This is a genomic window from Nostoc sp. 'Peltigera membranacea cyanobiont' 232 (genome assembly GCF_002245985.1).
GTDB lineage: Bacteria > Cyanobacteriota > Cyanobacteriia > Cyanobacteriales > Nostocaceae > Nostoc.
The window spans coordinates 68,358-86,501 of record NZ_NOLK01000015.1; the positions used below are offsets into that span (position 1 = coordinate 68,358).

Consider the following 18,144-nt stretch of genomic DNA (forward strand, 5'->3'; position numbering starts at 1 on the left):
TTTTAGAAATGCTTACTTTCGCTCAAGTTAACTTTGGAGTAAATTCAGGTAGTCTACTGGGAATTATTTATTTGCTCTGGGCAATTATTTACTTGATTTTAACAGTAGCTTGGTTATCCCAACGTGGAACTAGGCTTAGAGGTTGGGCTTTAGCCCTTTACATTATCCAACTTATATTTACGCCAATTATAATGTTGTTAATTGGAACAATCTTGTTTTTTCAAGGTTGGCGCTTAGATCCAATTCTTCAATTTGGGCAATTTTTATCGTTGCTATTAATTATTTACCTGAGTATCAAAGATATTGTAATTAATGCAGTTTACAGAGATAGGTGATTTGATAATTTGCTGTAGAGACGTGAAATTTCACGTCTCTAACCAAAATTGGGTGTTGTTATAGAAGACAATTACAAAGTATATGTAAAATCTTCCACTAGCATACCAGGAACTAAACTACCTCCTAGTTGGCGACTTTCATAAGTACCTACTTCAGGTATGAATTCTTGAAAATCGGTCAAATCTACTAGGTTTTCTCCCCAGAAACGATAAAGACTTTCATCAAAACGTAAGTTTTCAATGGGGGCGATAATTTCTCCATTTTCTACCCAAAAGCAAGCATAGCGGGTCATACCTGTAATTCTACCAGTTTGGCGATCGCTCCAATTCAAGTAATGCAAATTTGATAGATACAATCCTGTATCCAATTTCGGAAGAATCTGCTCAAATCCTAAATTTCCTGGACTAATTTCTGGCGCACGTAGAGTCTCTGAACTATTAGCGCCATTGGCAGTTTTCTGATATTCCTTAGCAGTGCGAGAATTCACTAGAGTGTTTACCAAACGTCCTTTTTCTATTACAGGTAACTCCGGTGCTGCCATTTCTCCCAATTCATTAAATCGCGGTACTAATCCGCGCTGAAAGTTTTCTTTCAAACTAAATGCTGTCGAAAGTTGTTTTTCTTGACGCGATAAAGCAGCTAAAGCGCTATTTCCTTGTTGGATATCAGCTTCGCTTACTGCTCCCCAAGAAAGCATCAGCAATAAATCTGCAACAGCAGCAGGTGCAAAATAAGTTTTGTATTGTCCCCGTGGTAATTCTTTAACTGGTCGAGCAAGCAATTCGAGTTGCTTTTTGGCTTCGCTGATTTTGGCTATATAAGCAGATTCATCCCAATCACTTCCTGCAAATGTGCCCTTAACTGCTTGTCCCAAGGTAGAAAATAGAGAATAATCTAAGCTAAAAGAATCAGTAGCAAACCAGTGTTTTTGACCACTGGAATCACCATAGCCTTTAGTTACTATTCCCCCTGCATATATACCAGTAAAATCTAATTTAGATACTTGTTCTAATACACTTGTTACTACTGCTTCCTCTGGCAATAAATGTCCCGAATGTACTTCGCGACTGGTATTAGTTTCTGATGGTAAAACTAGATATGGATCGATGGGTAATAGAATCAGTTCATCGCGTAGTTCCTGCAAGGCAGAATATGCTAATTGCCAGTCTATTTCCCAATTTCCAGTAAAGGGAAACTGCCGAATACTGCTGTGCTGATCTGCCATCAGAGTCAGTTCGATCCAACCATCAGCAACACAGCCAGTTTGTCGCACTTTTGCATGGTTGAAACGAGTAAATTGACTTCTTTCGCTACTAAGTCTCACAGTGAATTGTTCATTTTCTGCTTTTTTTATAAGTAGAGTTTCAATCAGTCGATTAAAGCTGAATTCTAACGCAGATAATTCCTCAATTTTCATGGATATTAAATATTAATAGGGAATAATGAGGGGAAAAATTTAGTAGTTAGGAGTTATTCTTTAATTAAAAGTTAAATATTTTTAATTTCCAGTTTTTAACTACTAGCTACTGAATTTGCACTTTTTCAACTTAGTTAGTAATTACCAATTCATAATTATTCGACGAATTATAATCCCCCGCTATAACTAGACAGACGCATTTTGTTTTTGAGCTAAATCCCTTTGCAAAACGCACAATTACGAATTACGAATTACGAATTACGTTAGCGTAGCGGGGCGTTAGCCCATTACGAATTATTTAACTTCCTCCACCAAAAACTTCGACATTAGCAAATACACAAACAGGTGAACCGTGTCCTACCCAAATAGCCTGATTTGGTTCTCCTTTGCCACAATAAGGAGTACCATACATTTGCCAGTTTTCAGCATTTCCTACTTGGATTAAGCTATGCCAAAATTCTGGTGTTGTGGCGCGATAGTTGGGATTGCGGAGGGTTTTAGTGAGTTTACCATTTTCAATTAATTTAGCGTACTCGCAACCAAATTGGAATTTATAGCGGCGATCGTCAATTGACCAAGATCGGTTAGATTCCATGTAAACGCCATGTTCTATACCGCCAATAATGTCTTCAAAGCTTGCATTTAGAGGCTCTAAATTCAAGTTGCCCATGCGATCGATCGCTGGTCGATTCCATGAGGAAGCACGGGCACAGGCTACTCCTGCTACACCTGCTCTAGCTTGACTCTCTAGACTGCCTAAACCCCGTTGGAGTACTCCTTCTTTAACCAAATACTCACGCGTTGCTACTGCACCTGTATCATCAAAGCCATAGCTAGCAAATTCACCAGCCACGGTGGGATCAAAGGTAATATTCATCAGTGGCGAACCATATACTAGGTTGCCGAAATCACTTTTATTAACGAAGCTACCACCAGCATAGTTCCGCTCATCTCCCAAAATTCGGTCAATTTCTAGGGGATGCCCGACACTTTCATGGATTTGCAGCATCATTTGGTCTGGGGCTAAAACTAAATTGGTACGGGTAGTTGGGCATTCCTCTGCTGTCAAAAGTTCTACTGCTTGTTCGCCAATTTGCTGCACCCGATGCCATAAGTTTTCTTGTTTTAATAGTTCTAGTCCACCTTGGTAACAGTTAGCTTGCGAACCATTGTTGCTGCGCTGCTGTATAACCACGCCATCTTGGGCGGTGGCTCCGTAATGAGTGCCTATAGATAGAGTTTTTTGATAGACTTCTGAGCCGTTGCTGCTAACAAACCAAGACTCTCTATCAATGGTGCTAGCGCTGGCTATGGTTTGCACAATTTTGTCGTCAACTTTCAGCGTTTGGCAAATGCGAACCAGTAAATCGTTGATTTCTCCTGGACTTAAAGCATCTAATGGTTCAAGAAATGGAGATTTATATTCACCAACGACTTTAGGGCGTTCACTTTCACGAAAGGGATGTATCCACCATTCACTGGCTGCTAGTGCTTGTTTATAGGCTGTTTCGGCAGCAGCTTGTAGGGAAGACAGTTCCAGAGAGTTGGTTGCTGCATAACCCAGACAGCCGTTGACTAAAACTTCCAGCATGGCTCCTACAGTGAAGGATTTGCCATTTACCTGGGGTAAGCCATCACGGACTGCACGGGTTGTAGAAGTCTCCTTTACGGCTCTGATACCGATCCAATCAGCAGGAATGTCGAAACTAGCGATCGCTTTTTTAAGTTCAGACCACATAATTTAAGGGATTGGGTAATGGGGAATGGGTAATGGGGAATGGGTAATGGGGATTGGAAAACTCTTCCCTAGTCCCCAGTCCCCAGTCCCTTCTAATTCCGGTGCCAGCGTGTACCATCACGGCTATCAATTAGCGTAATACCTTCTGCTTGGAGTTCGTCACGAATGCGATCGCTTTCGGCAAAATTCTTGGCAATACGTGCTTGTTGCCTTTGCTGAATTTTCGTTTCAATTTCCGCATCGCTTAAACCATTACTCTTGTCAGCTTCGGTTTCTATCTCGGCTTCTAAACCTAAAACTCCAGCTAATGTGACAAGAGTTTGCCATTGCTGCTGTAACTCCTCAGGGGAAGTTTCGGTTTTCCCTTCATGCACAAGAATGTTTCCCTCACGACGCAGTTCTTTGGCTAATTCAAACAATACTGTTAACCCACCAGGAAAATTAAAGTCGTTATTCACAGTTTCCTGGAAGCGTTCAACATAGGGATTGGGTACTGGGTATTGGGTACTGGGTATTGGGATATTCCCAGTCCCTAGTCCCCAGTCCCCAGTCCCTAAATCCCAACCTAGTTTTTTACCGTATTGGTAGCCGAAAAGTAAACCTTCTTTTATGGTGTGCCAACCGTTGGTTGCTGCGGCGATCGCTTCGTCGGTAAAATCTATGGGTGTGCGATATTGAGCAGTCAGCACGAACAAACGTACTGCCATCGGGTCAACTCCTCGATCCAGTAAGTCTCTAATAGTGGTAAAGTTGCCCAAAGATTTGGACATTTTTTCACCATCTACCTTTACCATGCCGTTATGTAACCAATAAAGCGACAGGGGTTTTCCTGTCACAGCCTCAGATTGGGCAATTTCATTTTCGTGGTGCGGAAAAATTAAGTCAGCACCACCAGCATGAATATCTATGGTATCACCCAAGCGATCGCGCACCATTGCCGAGCATTCTATATGCCACCCCGGACGACCTGCGCCCCAAGGTGACTCCCAAGCTGGCTCTCCCGGCTTTGCTGCTTTCCACAAAGCAAAATCGAAGGGGTCTTTCTTTTTCTGGTACTCTGGATCTTCTACGTTGACGCGATCGCTTTTGCCAGCTTGCATATCTTCTAACCTGCGTCCTGAAAGCTTGCCATACTCAGCAAACTGCCGGACTGCATAATACACATCACCCTCAGCAGGGTAAGCAAAACCTTTATTTTCCAACTCATGAATTAACCGTTGAATGCCATTCATTGTGTGGGTGGCGCGGGGATATTCATCAGCTTCTTTAATTCCTAACCGCGCCATATCCTCAAAATATGCTTTGATAAAGCGATCGGCTACAACTTCCATTGAGGAATGTTCAACACGAGCGCGATTGAGAATCTTGTCATCAATATCGGTAAAATTTTGGATATATCGGACTTCATAACCGATAAACTGGAGGTATCGGCGCACTACGTCCCAAACGATGCAAGCTCTAGCATGACCCAAATGGCAGTAGTCGTAAACCGTCACGCCACAGTAATACATCTTAACCTTGCCTGGCTCGACTGTTTCAAACGGTTCTTGACGACGGGTGAGGGTATTGTAGAGTGTTAGGGTCATAACAGAGTAATGCTGAAATAAGAAGATACGTAATAATAGGGTAAAGCAGCTGGGATGGCAGTCCAGCATCCCTATGCTAGTGTTTTATGGACTCTCTGCGCTACATTACTATTTTTTGATTATTTGATAACAGCGCTATGCAATCAGCAGTTACACCCGAATCTTCGGCAATGGATACGCCCAAACAAGGAATGCCAGTAACAATTATTACGGGTTTCCTCGGTAGTGGCAAGACGACTTTACTTAACCATATCCTCAACAACCAACAGGGTTTGAAAACCGCCGTTCTCGTGAATGAATTTGGCGAAATTGGCATCGACAACGAGCTAATTGTTTCCACTGGTGAGAACATGGTGGAACTAAATAATGGTTGTATCTGCTGCACTATTAATAATGATTTGGTAGATGCAGTTTACAAAGTTTTAGAACGCCAAGAAAATCTAGATTATCTAGTAGTAGAAACAACTGGATTAGCAGATCCGTTACCAGTTGCTTTAACGTTTCTCGGCACAGAATTGCGAGATTTAACTCGCTTGGATTCGATTATTACCGTGGTTGACGCGGCGAATTATAGCCTAGATTTATTTAACTCTGAGGCAGCATACAGCCAGATTGCCTATGGTGATGTCATTGTGCTGAACAAGGCTGATTTAGTTGATGAAGCCACTTTGAATGAGTTAGAAAGAAAAATTAACGAAGTTAAGGAAGGAGCAAGAATTATCCGCTCCACGCGATCGCAAGTGCCACTTCCTTTAATTCTCAGTGTTGGTCTGTTTGAGTCTGATAAATATTTTGACACAGTGGTGGATGAACACGACCATCACGATCGCGACCATCACGATCATCATGATGACCATGACCACTCAACATGCGGTCACGATCATCACGACCATGACCACGATCGCCACGATCATCACCATCATTCCGACCATTTAGAAAATGATGGTTTTACTTCCATCTCTTTCCAAAGTGACAAGCCTTTTTCTATTAGGAAGTTTCAGTATTTCTTAGATAACCAGCTACCCTCAAATATCTTCCGGGCAAAGGGAATTATGTGGTTTGACGAAAGTCCGAAGCGTCATATTTTCCACCTTTGCGGTAAACGTTTTACCTTGGATGATGATGATTGGCAAGGTCAACTGAAAAACCAACTTGTGCTAATTGGCCAAAATTTGGATCGTGAGGCTTTGATTACTCAACTCGAAAACTGCATTTGTCTACCTTCAACCTCTCGTGGTAAAGGGTTTGGGAAATAAGAGTTAGGAGTTAAAAGTTAAAATTTTGTACTCATTCCCAGGTTCTACCTGGGAATTCATTTTTAGATAATCTGTTATCTGTTCTGATGATTTGCTTCCTCACTTCCATAAACATATCCATCGAAATTCTCTCTTTGAGCTAGATTCATTGCTACACCCCGCACTTCTTTAGTAAGGATGACTTAATTTTTATTTAAAGTTATTCTGATGAGTTAAGAACGACGATTATTTCTGATAGCCTGATTCCCAGAGGTTTCCAATGGCGATCGCTGGAAGAAAAAGTACTATCCCCAGAAACTGCTTGATAATCATTGGCGAACTTTTCGTAAGCATTAGGAGCAGCATCTACTCGCAAGATAACTTTACCCTGATAGCGGGCTAATTTGGTACTATCCAGCAGAATAGTGCCGCCGTAGTCCCATGCTAATCCATAGAGTTTAAAGTTACCTAACTTCTTGCGTAACTCACTTAAGGGAGTTCCAACACCGATACCTTCGCGGGTTTTCCAAGCTGAACCCAGGTTACGCACATCTAGAGGTTTACTACGAGTATTATCACTCCAAACTACTAGCAGCGTAGATGCGGAGCAGCTTGTCGTTAGACATCGCCCCTGATTTAGGTTTACCTGAGTAGCTGCAAAACTACCTATTCCTTCAGCACCAGAAATGGTTTTATCAACGAGATGGGATGCACCAAACAGCTTCACTAAATCTTTCTTGGTGGTTGTTCGTGTTATCGGCCCCACTCGTTCGCCAGGAACAATCAAGGTGTCCGTTAATAATTGTGATTTAGCAACAGTAATTGGATGATTTATTTTTTGTGGTAGTGCAAAGGCTGGATTTGCTGAATAATTTAGTAGTAGAGCTAAAGTAGCTGTAGCAATGCCTTTGATTGATGAATTCATTGGTTCTATTCTGGGTATTAGGTAGCAGCTTAACCCGCATTTCTCACAAGTTTGAAATGCAGAGGGGCAGAGGGGCAGAGGGGCGGAGGGGATTGAACTTGGCACATTGAACTCTCCTCTGCTCCCCTGCTCCCCTGCTCCCCTGCACAAGCACAGGCTTTGAGCATTGGTGAGAAATCCGGGCTTAAGAGTGAGAAGCGTTAAAGAAACAACTCTTAGCTCTTCAATTTTAACTACTACAAATTCCCAATTACTGATTCCCGATTTGCCAATAATTTTATTTCATCACTCTAGTAGCATTGAAAATTGCTAGTAAAGCTACTCCCACATCAGCAAAGACAGCTTCCCACATTGTCGCTATACCAAAAATACCCAATCCAATAAATACACCTTTAATTGCTAAGGCAAAAATGATATTTTGCCAAACAATTGTGCGCGTTTTTCTACCGATTTGTATCGCTTCTGCCACTTTTGAGGGCGCATCTGTCATGATGACAATATCCGCAGTTTCTATAGCTGCATCTGAACCTAAGCCACCCATTGCCATACCAACATCGGCTCTAGCAATCACTGGCGCATCATTAATGCCATCTCCAACAAAGGCAACTTTACCATGCTTGCCGGCAGTGCTGAGTAACTTCTCTATGGCATTGACTTTTTCTTCAGGTAATAATTCTGCTTCGTAAGCATCTATGCCTAACTGTTGAGCAATCTGGGATGCGATCGCTTGATTATCTCCTGTCAACATTACTGTTCTCTCTATACCCATTCGCTTGAGTGTTTGAATAGCCTGTCTCGCATCTTCTTTGAGTTCATCAGCAATGACAATATACCCAGCGTAAATATTATCCACTGCTAAATGAACAACTGTTCCCTCTAGCTGGCAATTATCATGAGCAATATTCTCTCTGTGGAGTAGGCGATCGCTACCCGCGATCGCTACCCTATTTTCAATCTTGGCTCTAATTCCATAGCCTGCAATCTCTTCATAATCTCTCACCTCAGAATCATCAATCTTTCCACCATAGGCCTTAAGGATAGATTGAGCGATGGGATGATTTGAGTGCGATTCTACTTTGGCAGCTAATTGCAACAATTCTGGCTCATTGTAGCCATTTTGTGGTACTATTTTTACTACTTTAAATACGCCTTGAGTTAATGTTCCAGTTTTATCAAACACAACTGTATTAACTTCGTTTAGAGTATCTAAAAAAGTAGAGCCTTTAACTAAAATACCACGTTTAGCTGCACCTCCAACACCTCCAAAGTAACCTAACGGAATACTGATAACAAGTCCACAGGGACAGGAGATAACTAGCAAAATTAGAGCGCGATAAACCCATTCTGAAGAACTTGCACCAGTAAGAAATAAAGGCGGTAATATTGCAACTGCTAGAGATGTAAAAACTACTATTGGCGTATAATATCGAGCAAATTTAGTAATAAATTTTTCTGTTTCTGCTTTTTTACTTTTGGCATTTTGCACCAAATCTAAAATTTTGGCAATGGAAGAATCATCAAAGAGTTTTGTGACTCTAATGCTGAGAACACCCATTTTATTGATCGTTCCAGCCAAAACTGTCTCACCCAGCCTCACTGTTCGCGGTACAGATTCTCCAGTTAATGCAGATGTATCAACTTGCGAATTTCCATCTATAATTTCGCCATCTAAGGGAATCTTTTCTCCAGGTTTGACGACGATGATATCCCCAACATTGACTGTCTCTGGTGGGACTTTTTTTAGTTCCCCCTCTATTTGGATATTTGCATAGTCTGGACGTACTTCTAATAAAGCTTTGATGGAACTACGAGAACGACTGACGGCAATATCTTGGAATAATTCGCCAATTTTATAAAATAGCATAACTCCGACAGCTTCGGGCAATTTATGAATTGCGATCGCTCCTAGTGTCGCTACTGTCATCAAAAAGGTTTCATCAAATACTCTTCCTTTGAGTATATTACGCCCAGCAGTTTTTAAAACACTCCATCCACTTAATAAATAGGCAGGGATGAAAAGTAGATATTCACCTATTGAGTAGAATGTATTGTGTAATTGATTTTCAAAAATAACACCAGGCGCATATAAACTTAAAATCGCTACCAAAGGCAATATTTCATTTTTTAGATTTAATTCTCCACCACCATCGTGATTGTGGTCATGGTTATGATTCTCATCATGATTATGAGCATGGTTATGATTCTCATGATGGTCGTGTTCACAGTTGGAACAACCTGAAGATTCTGAATGTACTTTTTGCTTCATATTTTGTGTTGAGGCTAGTAAATTACTTGATATATGAGCCTTTTTCTAAATGTAATAAAAAAAATATGTTTTTACAAGTTAAGTATTTAAGAATGAGAATCTATATCAGCTTTGGGGTTAAATATTTATGCTATATTTTGATTCAAATTAGAGCTTAAATGTTGTAAAAATAGCGATAATGGTTCTCGATTCTATAGAAGAATCTTAAGATATAACTTTTGCTCCTAGTGAGCGTTATATCGCTCTGCATCAGATTTTAAAGGGCTAGAGGACTACGAGCTTTAATTTAATTAAGCTCTTATACTTACATCAAGCAAACAATCACTATCTTAGGAATACAAGTAAGCAGGCAATAATAAATCAAACTATAATATGCAATATAAAATTAATTAAATTGCTTCTGGTTAAGTTGCTCCAGCCCTTAACACTAACCTTTAATTATTCATGCCCACTTGCTGACAGCAGATTTAAATTTGCTGAAGTACACAATTTAGATATTAAAATCAGACTTCAAGCCTAGTTTTACTGCTTAATTCTGCTGTTACAACTACTTTGCAATCAAACTGAGTCGATATGGAACTTTCTTGGATAATAAGTGTCAAGCTAGCTATTCTTAGGGAAAATTCACTTGAAGTTTGAAACTGAATCGAATACCCTAAACTAGTAGACAATTTTCTCAAGGAAATCTATGAACAAAAAGATTCTTCTGAATTTGCTTTCCACTTCCTCAATCTTTGTGTCGATGATGTCTACACTGGTGGCATTTCATCCTGCCCATGCTAGTGGTAGTATTACACAGCGATTGATGCACACACAAGACGGTCGTACCTGTATCACTAACCCACATGGTGGAACAGATTTTGTGTGCATTCGAGATTCAGAGAGAAAGGTACCGTATACCTCATCTGCACGTTCCTCGACCATTGTCACATCAGTATCAGATAAGAATATTGCTATGTTGAACTTTACTGATGAGGAAAGTGATGCTGCAATTAAGACATTTGGCTGCGACTGTCCATTGTGCGTAAATTCTTTGCGTCAGTTGCGCGGTACTGGAAACTTGGTGTACTAAGGTTGAATAGCGCTTATAGCGACTACAACTTCTGTTAAATACATGTGATTAATTACGTATAGAAGATATACGAAACCAAAAAAGCATTTTTAACTAAGTACCACTACTATTAAATTTAAATTCATTCTTGGGACAGTTTGTAGGGGCAATTCATGAATTGCCCCTAAAACATCTACTTTTGGGTCAATCTGAGAGAAAAAGACGCAAAGCAATTATTAAAGACTTTCTGTTCATAAGAACCTGTTCTTTATTCAACCACCTCATTCACAGGGAATCTATCAATCAACTGCATTGCCCGATGTGCATTACGCTGGAAAGAGTCTGGCAAATGGGGAACGTGGGGTATTTGTGATAATAAATCCAACGTCCGGCGGAGAATTCTCACCACATCGCCTTCATCTAAGGTGGTGTTTTCGCAGAGTTCTGTCCACTCCATTCCTAGCGCCCATTGTTCTACTATGGCAATTAACTCAAACTCCAACCATATAGGCAGTGCCACATTATACCGCCGTTGTAGTTGGAACATTTGGCGACGAATTCCCCGCAATTTTGCTAAGGCTTCTCCCACTTCATTACTAAGCTCAAAGTTCACCTTGCTATCTGGACGGGGCGTTTCCATCACCAAACCGGCGGCGGCGGCGGCTAAATGGTGGGGATCTAAATTGTCCAATTCACCACTAGCGAACACTAAACCCAGCCACAACTCATTTTCACCTCGAATAGCGGCAGCAATTCGCCCTAATTGCGTGGGCACTAAGTTATCTAAAGCGCCAAAGTGTTGCAGAATTAAGATTAAATTGAGAAATTCTTCCCAATGACGTTGTGACTGCTGCTCTACTTGCCCTTGTACCTGTTCGAGTTCGGCTTCTAGTTCGACATATTTGGCGCGACGCTTGAAAAGGGTGGCAGCATTGCCTGATTGATGTAGGGGATGAGCTTCTAATTGCTCTTGGACAGCAGTAGTGCGGCTGAGTTGTTCTGCTACTTCTGGTGCCAGATGCAAAGATTCTATCGGATTGGGAATACGCACTGCGATCGCAAAGCTTTCTTCGTTCCCACGCCGCGACTGTCCGGGCTTCAAGGGCATCTCTGGCGGTGGTAGTATATCCGGTGACACTTCAATTCGCGGCAGTTCAGCATACAAATCGACTACATCCCCTGTGGTTGCCACATACCAGCGATTATCATGCCCTAAGCATACCAAGTAAGGAGCTTGACCAGAACCAGGCGATTTTCCCACCAACACTGCGGTTACTGGTGAAGATACTGTAATGTTTTTGCCCTTGAGACTTAACAGAGTTCCTGACACTGCAAAGTCCAACATCATCCCCAATTCTTCTTGTCTATCATCCTGCGCTTGCTCTTGCAGGGTTTTTAATATCTGACGTTCGACTTTCAAGCGTTGCCGCAATTTTTCATAAATAGCCAGTTCATTTTCATCAACTGCGGCGATTTGCTCGTGTAGTTGAGCTAATTGTTTTTCTAGTTCGGCAATCTCATCGTATTCTGGCCTTAAATGCAAGGTGGCCATGTATTGCCCAAAACTGCGTTCTATCAGTTCCCTGGTTTGGTCTAGGGTGTGGGTTTGCAGCAAGTTGAGTACCATCCCATAACTGGGTGTAAACTGGCTTACGAGGGGGTCTGGCTTGGATGTTCCCAAATACGCCGCTTCTTTGGCTCCTTCAAAGGGTGTTTGGACTGTCACCACATGACCTTGTTTATCCATCCCCCGACGGCCTGCCCGTCCGGCCATTTGCAAGAATTCGGAAGCATTTAATAGGCGGTGTCCGGTGTCAGTCCGCTTGGAAAGGGTAGAAATTACCGTTGTTCGGGCGGGCATATTAATTCCCGCAGCCAGTGTCTCAGTGGCGAATACTACTTTAATCAGCCCTTGCTGAAATAGTTCTTCTACCAGTGCTTTCCATGCAGGCAGAATTCCGGCGTGGTGGGCAGCAATTCCCCGGTACAGGGGGGCAATTTGTCCAGAACGTCCGGCTTCGGGATTGCGGGCTAAAAAGTCATCAATCTGTTGCCGTAAAATTTGGGATTCTTCATTATTTACCAGCCATAAATCACCCACTTCTGCCACCGCTTTATCACATCCCCGGCGGCTGAAGATGAAGTAAATAGCTGGTAGCATATCCCGTTGCTCTAACTGGCTCAAGGTATAAATTATGCCAGGAGCTTCCGGTCTGCCACTTCTCCCCCTGTCCCTTTCTCCCCCTTTCCCCTTTTTTTTCTGAAGAAGACGGGGGTTAATTTTAGTTTTGCTATCATTCAGCAAGGGAAATAACCCTTTAGGATTGCAAAAGTGAAATTCTAAGGGAACTGGGCGAAAATCGGAGTAAATCAGGTCAGTTGGGCCGTGAACGCGATTTAGCCAATCAGTAAGTTGATCGCTGTTGGCAACCGTTGCAGAGAGGGCTGCCAGTTGCACTTCCCGAGGACAATAGATGATAGATTCTTCCCAAACTGTACCGCGCTGGCGATCGTTCATGTAGTGGCACTCATCAAGTATTACCGCTTCCACGTCTACTAATGAGATGCCGACTTGCCCTATCGGTGTGCCATAGAGCATATTTCGGAAAATTTCTGTAGTCATCACCAAAATCGGTGCATCCCTGTGAATGGAGGCATCTCCAGTTAACAGTCCGACTTGCTCAAACCCGAATTTTTCTCGAAAGTCACGTAATTTTTGATTCGACAGCGCCTTCAGGGGAGTGGTATAAAATACACGTTTCCCTCTCGCCAGGGCGCGATAAATGGCGTATTCCCCAACTAATGTTTTGCCCGAACCTGTGGGCGCACACACGACTACGGAGCGTCCGGCGTTTAGGGACGCGATCGCTTCTTTTTGAAACTGATCCAGATCAAAGGGAAATATAGACCCTAAGTCAAGTTCTGGAGACGGTGCAGGATAATTCACTCAATCACATTTGCAACCAGATTGTTTACTATACTAACGAGTCTTTTGTCAACTTCGTTAGGGATTAGGTATTGGGTATTGGGGATTAGGTATTGGGTATTAGGTATTTAAGAAGAATTTCAGCGCCCAGTCCCCAGTCCCCAGTCCCCAATCCCATTATCTATTTTGTGCCAATTAGCCACAGTTGTGGCAGTATGGAAAGAAGTTGAAAAGTTCGCTATTGCCGTTGGGAACTTCAAAGGGTGTTTTCCCTTGCTACACCGAACTTTCAACAAGAGGATCGGCACTATTTGTGCCTTGTTTCCACAAGTTGGTAAATTGAAGTCACCAAAGCAGATGGTGATGTTTCTCAACCAGCCTCTACTCTGTGAATCTACGCTTTGCGGCTTCTGTTGTACCATTTCGCTTCACTACCACTAGCTTCATCTGCCAATTAGAAACTAGATCGAGGTCTTCGTAACCGCAGTTTTGCATTTTAAGCAAATATTCTGACGAATGTTGGTATTATCGTCTGAATGTTTGGAATTCACTGCGAAAAGATATACATACTCCCACCTTGACTACACCTTGACTCTTAAATGAATCCAGAAAACGCAGAAACTTACATAAACCATCCAACTTGGGGTTTACTCTACAAAATCTGTATGGTTGATGAAAACCAGGATTTGTTCACCACGCTTTATGCCCAGCGCCTGTTTTTTTTGGTCGCAAATGACGTTAAAGGTGTTAAATTCCAGCCTATAGGACGGACTGAGGCGAGAATGATGTTGGAAAATCGCTTACGTACCCTGCGGCGCAGTGGACATTCTCAGGAGTACGATCAGCTTCAGAGTGTTTTCCAACGCACCTTCCAATGAGCAGTTCGATTTCTGAACGTATTATTTCCATTCGCTCCTCCCTACCAACTTCAGTCAAATTGATTGCTGTTAGCAAACAAGTTCCTGTCGAGGCCATTCGCTCTGCTTATGCCGCAGGAATTCGTGATTTTGCGGAGAGTCGCATCCAAGAAACTGCCAGCAAACAAGCCGAGTTGCAAGACTTACTGGATATTACCTGGCACTTTATTGGACATTTACAAAGCAATAAAGCCAAAAAAGCCATCGAACAATTCCCTTGGATTCACTCCGTGGATAACTTGAAACTGGCACAGCGCTTAGATCAATTAGCCCAACAGCTAGGAGTGAGTCCCCAGGTTTGCCTGCAAGTGAAAATTCTCCCAGATCCTAACAAGTCTGGTTGGAGTGTGCCAGAACTTTTGGCTGATTTACCTACACTAGATCAATACAAAAGTTTACAAATTCAAGGTTTGATGACAATTCCACCTTCAGGATTAAAAGATCCGGAAATTTTGAATGTGTTTAATCTCAATCGTGAGCTAGCAAAGGAAATCCAGGAGCAAAACTGGTCGCACATTAAAATGCAGCACCTATCTATGGGTATGTCAGGCGACTACGAACTAGCAGTGGAAGCAGGCGCAACGATGGTACGATTAGGAACAATATTGTTTGGCGATCGCTCTTAGCCCTCGATCGTCAGCCTTCCAGGTCAGTATTAATAGAGATCGGGATTTGATGACAAGAATTTTGTAAGAGACTGGTGCAATTAGAAACAAAGGATATAGTATTGACAAGAGCAATCGTCAAGGGGAAATGGGATAAAAAGAGCTTTCCTTCGGACAAACCTTAGGATATAATCTTGACTCATTATTATGTTTAGGCGATGCACAGACCTTTCCAAAAAGTAGTCAGTTCATCGCCAAAACCAGTAGTATGGGTTACAAATAGCAAAAGACTTGCTGAAGTATCCACCGATGTAGCGATCGCTCCGATCTCAATAAATCCTAAGCCAAGTCAATACAGGCTATTCGCACCAGGAGAGTACACACACAATGAACAACATCTTTTCCAAACTCAGAGACTTTGTAGGTCTAAATGAGCAAGTGGAATATGAGTATTACGAAGAAGAACCAGAAACAGACAATAATAATTACCAAAATCTGTATCAGCAAGAAAATCCCCAACCCCCAGCCCCACAAGAGAGCGCAACCGCTCAAAATCGACGCTGGCGGGAACCAGTGCCTACAATGGGAGATGATATCGCAGCAGGTTCAAAGCCAATGGGGAATGTGATTGGTATGCCAGGAGCAATTAACGGAATTTCGGAAGTTTTAGTCCTCGAACCACGCACCTTTGAAGAAATGCCTCAGGCAATTCAAGCGTTGCGAGAACGGAAGTCAGTGGTATTAAATCTGACAATTATGGATCCAGATCAAGCTCAACGAGCAGTAGATTTTGTTGCAGGTGGTACTTACGCGCTAGATGGACATCAAGAGCGCATCGGTGAGAGCATCTTCTTGTTTACGCCAAGTTGTGTCCAAGTTAGCACCCAAGGTGGCGTTCTTCATGAAGTACCACAACCGCCAGCACGTCCCTCTCGTCCTACAGGTTCTCCAAATAATCAAACCTGGGGTAACGAAACTAACCGGATGGCACAATAAAGTTAAATTAGTTGTTAGTCCTTTGTCATTTGTCATTTGTCCTGGGTTTTGATAATAGTGACAAATGACAAACGACAAACGACTAATGACAAATGACTAACGATCGATAATGACTATAAAATTTGGGTTAATTGGTGGTGGGGTAATGGGAGAAGCGCTCTTATCCCGCCTTATCGCGCGTGGAATTTATCAATCATCAGAAGTCATAGTTAGCGAACCGCTACCTTCACGCCTAGATTTTTTGAAACAGCAATACGGTGTTGCAGTGACGACAGATAATAGTGAGGTTTTCACTCAAGCAAAAGAAGTAGTCTTTTTAGCAGTGAAACCGCAGGTGTTCAGCGCGATCGCTCAAGAATTAGCAAATATTGATATTATTAATAGAGAACAATTACCCCTAATTATTTCCATATTAGCGGGTGTGCCTTTAAGTCAGCTAGAAGCTGCATTTGTGCAATTGCCAGTTATCAGAGCAATGCCCAACACCCCAGCCACTGTGGGAGCAGGAATTACCGCCATTTGTTCAGGTGCATATACCAATGCCAAGCATCACCAAATAGCACAACAAGTTTTTTCTGCTGTGGGTGAAGTAGTGGAAGTGTCAGAAGGGCTGATGGATGCAGTCACAGGGTTATCTGGTAGCGGGCCAGCTTACGTGGCACTGCTAGTAGAATCACTTGCTGATGGGGGAGTATCCGCAGGTTTACCTAGAGCAATTGCTAATCAACTAGCCTTGCAAACCGTACTAGGAACAGCCAAACTGTTGTATGAAACTAAAATGCACCCAGCAGAACTCAAAGATCGCGTTACCAGTCCCGGAGGTACAACCATTGCGGGGATTGCCAAACTAGAACAGGCAGGATTTCGTTCAGCTTTAATTGAAGCAGTCAAAGCTGCCACAGAGCGATCGCAAGAACTGGGAAAATGAGAGACTGGGGACTGGGGATTAGGGACTAGAAAGAAAACTATTGCCTATTGATTATTTAGTATTTTCAGTGCTGCCAGTTGTGCTTGGGCTTTGTGCAGAGATTCATACCATTCTTTCTCAGGGTCGCTGTCTGCGACAATTCCCGCACCAACTTGTCCCCAGACGGTGTTGAGTGCTGAGTACCCAAGAAGGGGTTCTTCCCCTGCTTCACCAGATGCGGGGGCTAGTAGCAGGGTGCGGATTAAGATATTTAAATCTAAATGACCACGCCAATCTAAATAACCACAGGAACCGTAGAACAAGCTGCGGCGAACGGGTTCTAGTTCTTCAATAATTTCCATACAACGCACTTTGGGACAGCCCGTGATTGTGCCACCTGGGAACGTGGCGCGAATCAAATCAATGGCTGTGCGTTCGGCTTCGCCGTGCCGTAGGCATTCGCCTTTTAAAGTACCTTTGATGTTGCTGACAAGATGCATCACATGGCTATATCGCTCAATTGTCAGCAATTCGTCAACAGTAACCGTTCCCCATTCACAAACTCGCCCTAAATCATTGCGTTCCAAATCTACCAGCATGATGTGTTCTGCACGTTCTTTGGTGTTGCTGAGTAAATCTTCTGCCAGTTGTATATCCTGTTCTAGTGTGACACCACGCGATCGCGTTCCAGCGATCGGTCTGGTTTCGGCTTGCTGATTTTGCAACATTACCAATCTTTCCGGCGAACAGCTGATGACTTCTCCCCAAGGCGTTTGCCAATAGCTGGCAAAAGGAGAAGGATTGATTTTTTGCAAAGCCTGATAAATTTCCCAACCAGAAGCTGTTGTAGAGGCTTGAAATCGCAATGAAAGATTTGCCTGAAAGATGTCTCCAGCTTGAATATATTTTTTTGCCTGGTTTACGCCTGTTTCATAATCTGCTTGCGATGTCAAAAACAGAGGAGGCGAAGAAGACACGGGGATATGAGGACAAGGAGAAATGGAGAATTCTTTCGCCACGTCTTTCTTTGCTAATTTATCCTGTAACTCATCAAGTCTACTTGCATCACTGGCGGCTAGCCAAAGAATTTGTTGAGCGTGATCTAAAACGGCAAAACAATCTGGTTCATACCAAAAAGCTATAGGAAATGGTAGGGGATCAATTTTATGATGGGGTAGCTGTTCAATTTCCCATGCCACATCGTAGCCTAGCCAACCTAACCAACCGCCAGTTAAGGGG

General features: G+C 42.6%; 15 protein-coding genes. 7 read left to right on the top strand and 8 right to left on the bottom strand.

The features are described 5' to 3' along the window. Positions 1-8 precede the first annotated feature (8 nt). Entirely contained in the window at positions 9-335 is a 327-nt protein-coding gene (locus CDG79_RS07605; protein ID WP_094341598.1) for a Ycf66 family protein, read from the top strand. Positions 336-406: 71 nt separating this feature from the next. Here the strand turns inward: CDG79_RS07605 and CDG79_RS07610 are convergent, their stop codons facing one another. The 3 genes from CDG79_RS07610 to cysS all read right to left on the bottom strand — a co-directional run bounded on the left by CDG79_RS07610 (position 407) and on the right by cysS (position 5,077). Beyond that, complete coding sequence (locus tag CDG79_RS07610; protein ID WP_094341599.1) at positions 407-1,753, bottom strand: TldD/PmbA family protein; 1,347 nt, start codon at positions 1,751-1,753, stop codon at positions 407-409. Positions 1,754-2,051: 298 nt separating this feature from the next. After that, a complete protein-coding gene (locus CDG79_RS07615) occupies positions 2,052-3,491 on the bottom strand; it encodes a TldD/PmbA family protein (protein ID WP_094341600.1) in 1,440 nt (479 codons plus the stop codon). A 92-nt stretch (positions 3,492-3,583) separates the two neighbouring features. Beyond that, positions 3,584-5,077, bottom strand: a complete 1,494-nt coding sequence (gene cysS, locus CDG79_RS07620) for a cysteine--tRNA ligase (RefSeq protein WP_094341601.1) — start codon at positions 5,075-5,077, stop codon at positions 3,584-3,586. A gap of 137 nt (positions 5,078-5,214) precedes the next feature. On the opposite strand from cysS, the gene CDG79_RS07625 reads away from it, so the two are divergent. Beyond that, positions 5,215-6,333 (top strand): CobW family GTP-binding protein, encoded by a 1,119-nt coding sequence (locus tag CDG79_RS07625; RefSeq protein ID WP_094341602.1) that lies wholly within the window; start codon positions 5,215-5,217, stop codon positions 6,331-6,333. A 199-nt stretch (positions 6,334-6,532) separates the two neighbouring features. Here the strand turns inward: CDG79_RS07625 and CDG79_RS07630 are convergent, their stop codons facing one another. Next, positions 6,533-7,237 (bottom strand): hypothetical protein, encoded by a 705-nt coding sequence (locus tag CDG79_RS07630; RefSeq protein ID WP_094341603.1) that lies wholly within the window; start codon positions 7,235-7,237, stop codon positions 6,533-6,535. A gap of 277 nt (positions 7,238-7,514) precedes the next feature. Then, positions 7,515-9,503 carry a heavy metal translocating P-type ATPase gene (locus tag CDG79_RS07635; protein WP_094341604.1) on the bottom strand — a complete coding sequence of 663 codons (1,989 nt, stop codon included), beginning with the start codon at positions 9,501-9,503 and terminating at the stop codon, positions 7,515-7,517. Positions 9,504-10,191: 688 nt separating this feature from the next. Here CDG79_RS07635 and CDG79_RS07640 point away from each other — a divergent pair. After that, positions 10,192-10,575, top strand: coding sequence for a hypothetical protein (locus CDG79_RS07640; RefSeq protein ID WP_094341605.1), 384 nt, complete (start codon positions 10,192-10,194; stop codon positions 10,573-10,575). Between the two features lie 247 nt (positions 10,576-10,822). On the opposite strand, the gene CDG79_RS07645 is transcribed toward CDG79_RS07640, so the two are convergent. Then, complete coding sequence (locus tag CDG79_RS07645) at positions 10,823-13,501, bottom strand: DEAD/DEAH box helicase (RefSeq protein ID WP_094341606.1); 2,679 nt, start codon at positions 13,499-13,501, stop codon at positions 10,823-10,825. 119 nt (positions 13,502-13,620) lie between these two features. After that, complete coding sequence (locus tag CDG79_RS43495) at positions 13,621-13,902, bottom strand: hypothetical protein (RefSeq protein ID WP_094341607.1); 282 nt, start codon at positions 13,900-13,902, stop codon at positions 13,621-13,623. A 177-nt stretch (positions 13,903-14,079) separates the two neighbouring features. On the opposite strand from CDG79_RS43495, the gene pipX reads away from it, so the two are divergent. The 4 genes from pipX (at position 14,080) to proC (ending at position 16,926) form a co-directional block, all read left to right on the top strand. After that, positions 14,080-14,358: a transcriptional coactivator PipX gene (gene pipX / locus CDG79_RS07655; RefSeq protein WP_094341608.1), complete on the top strand. Its 279-nt coding sequence runs from the start codon at positions 14,080-14,082 to the stop codon at positions 14,356-14,358. Beyond that, on the top strand, positions 14,355-15,023 hold the full coding sequence (locus CDG79_RS07660) for a YggS family pyridoxal phosphate-dependent enzyme (RefSeq protein ID WP_094341609.1): 669 nt from the start codon (positions 14,355-14,357) through the stop codon (positions 15,021-15,023). Before pipX ends, CDG79_RS07660 begins: the two co-directional genes overlap by 4 nt. Positions 15,024-15,389: 366 nt before the next feature. Then, on the top strand, positions 15,390-15,998 hold the full coding sequence (locus tag CDG79_RS07665; protein ID WP_094341610.1) for a cell division protein SepF: 609 nt from the start codon (positions 15,390-15,392) through the stop codon (positions 15,996-15,998). Between the two features lie 109 nt (positions 15,999-16,107). Beyond that, the gene (proC, locus tag CDG79_RS07670; protein ID WP_094341611.1) at positions 16,108-16,926 is read left to right on the top strand and encodes a pyrroline-5-carboxylate reductase; all 819 of its coding nucleotides are present in this window, start codon (positions 16,108-16,110) and stop codon (positions 16,924-16,926) included. Between the two features lie 44 nt (positions 16,927-16,970). On the opposite strand, the gene CDG79_RS07675 is transcribed toward proC, so the two are convergent. Continuing rightward, a partial coding sequence (locus CDG79_RS07675) for an anthranilate synthase component I (protein WP_094341612.1) occupies positions 16,971-18,144 on the bottom strand: 1,174 nt, incomplete at its 5' end.

Coding starts and splice junctions, on each gene's coding strand:
- CDG79_RS07605 (WP_094341598.1), top strand. CDS start 9: ATGCTTACTTTCGCTCAAGTTAACTTTGGAGTAAATTCAGGTAGTCTA.
- CDG79_RS07610 (WP_094341599.1), bottom strand. CDS start 1,753: ATGAAAATTGAGGAATTATCTGCGTTAGAATTCAGCTTTAATCGACTG.
- CDG79_RS07615 (WP_094341600.1), bottom strand. CDS start 3,491: ATGTGGTCTGAACTTAAAAAAGCGATCGCTAGTTTCGACATTCCTGCT.
- cysS (WP_094341601.1), bottom strand. CDS start 5,077: ATGACCCTAACACTCTACAATACCCTCACCCGTCGTCAAGAACCGTTT.
- CDG79_RS07625 (WP_094341602.1), top strand. CDS start 5,215: ATGCAATCAGCAGTTACACCCGAATCTTCGGCAATGGATACGCCCAAA.
- CDG79_RS07630 (WP_094341603.1), bottom strand. CDS start 7,237: ATGAATTCATCAATCAAAGGCATTGCTACAGCTACTTTAGCTCTACTA.
- CDG79_RS07635 (WP_094341604.1), bottom strand. CDS start 9,503: ATGAAGCAAAAAGTACATTCAGAATCTTCAGGTTGTTCCAACTGTGAA.
- CDG79_RS07640 (WP_094341605.1), top strand. CDS start 10,192: ATGAACAAAAAGATTCTTCTGAATTTGCTTTCCACTTCCTCAATCTTT.
- CDG79_RS43495 (WP_094341607.1), bottom strand. CDS start 13,902: ATGGTACAACAGAAGCCGCAAAGCGTAGATTCACAGAGTAGAGGCTGG.
- pipX (WP_094341608.1), top strand. CDS start 14,080: ATGAATCCAGAAAACGCAGAAACTTACATAAACCATCCAACTTGGGGT.
- CDG79_RS07660 (WP_094341609.1), top strand. CDS start 14,355: ATGAGCAGTTCGATTTCTGAACGTATTATTTCCATTCGCTCCTCCCTA.
- CDG79_RS07665 (WP_094341610.1), top strand. CDS start 15,390: ATGAACAACATCTTTTCCAAACTCAGAGACTTTGTAGGTCTAAATGAG.
- proC (WP_094341611.1), top strand. CDS start 16,108: ATGACTATAAAATTTGGGTTAATTGGTGGTGGGGTAATGGGAGAAGCG.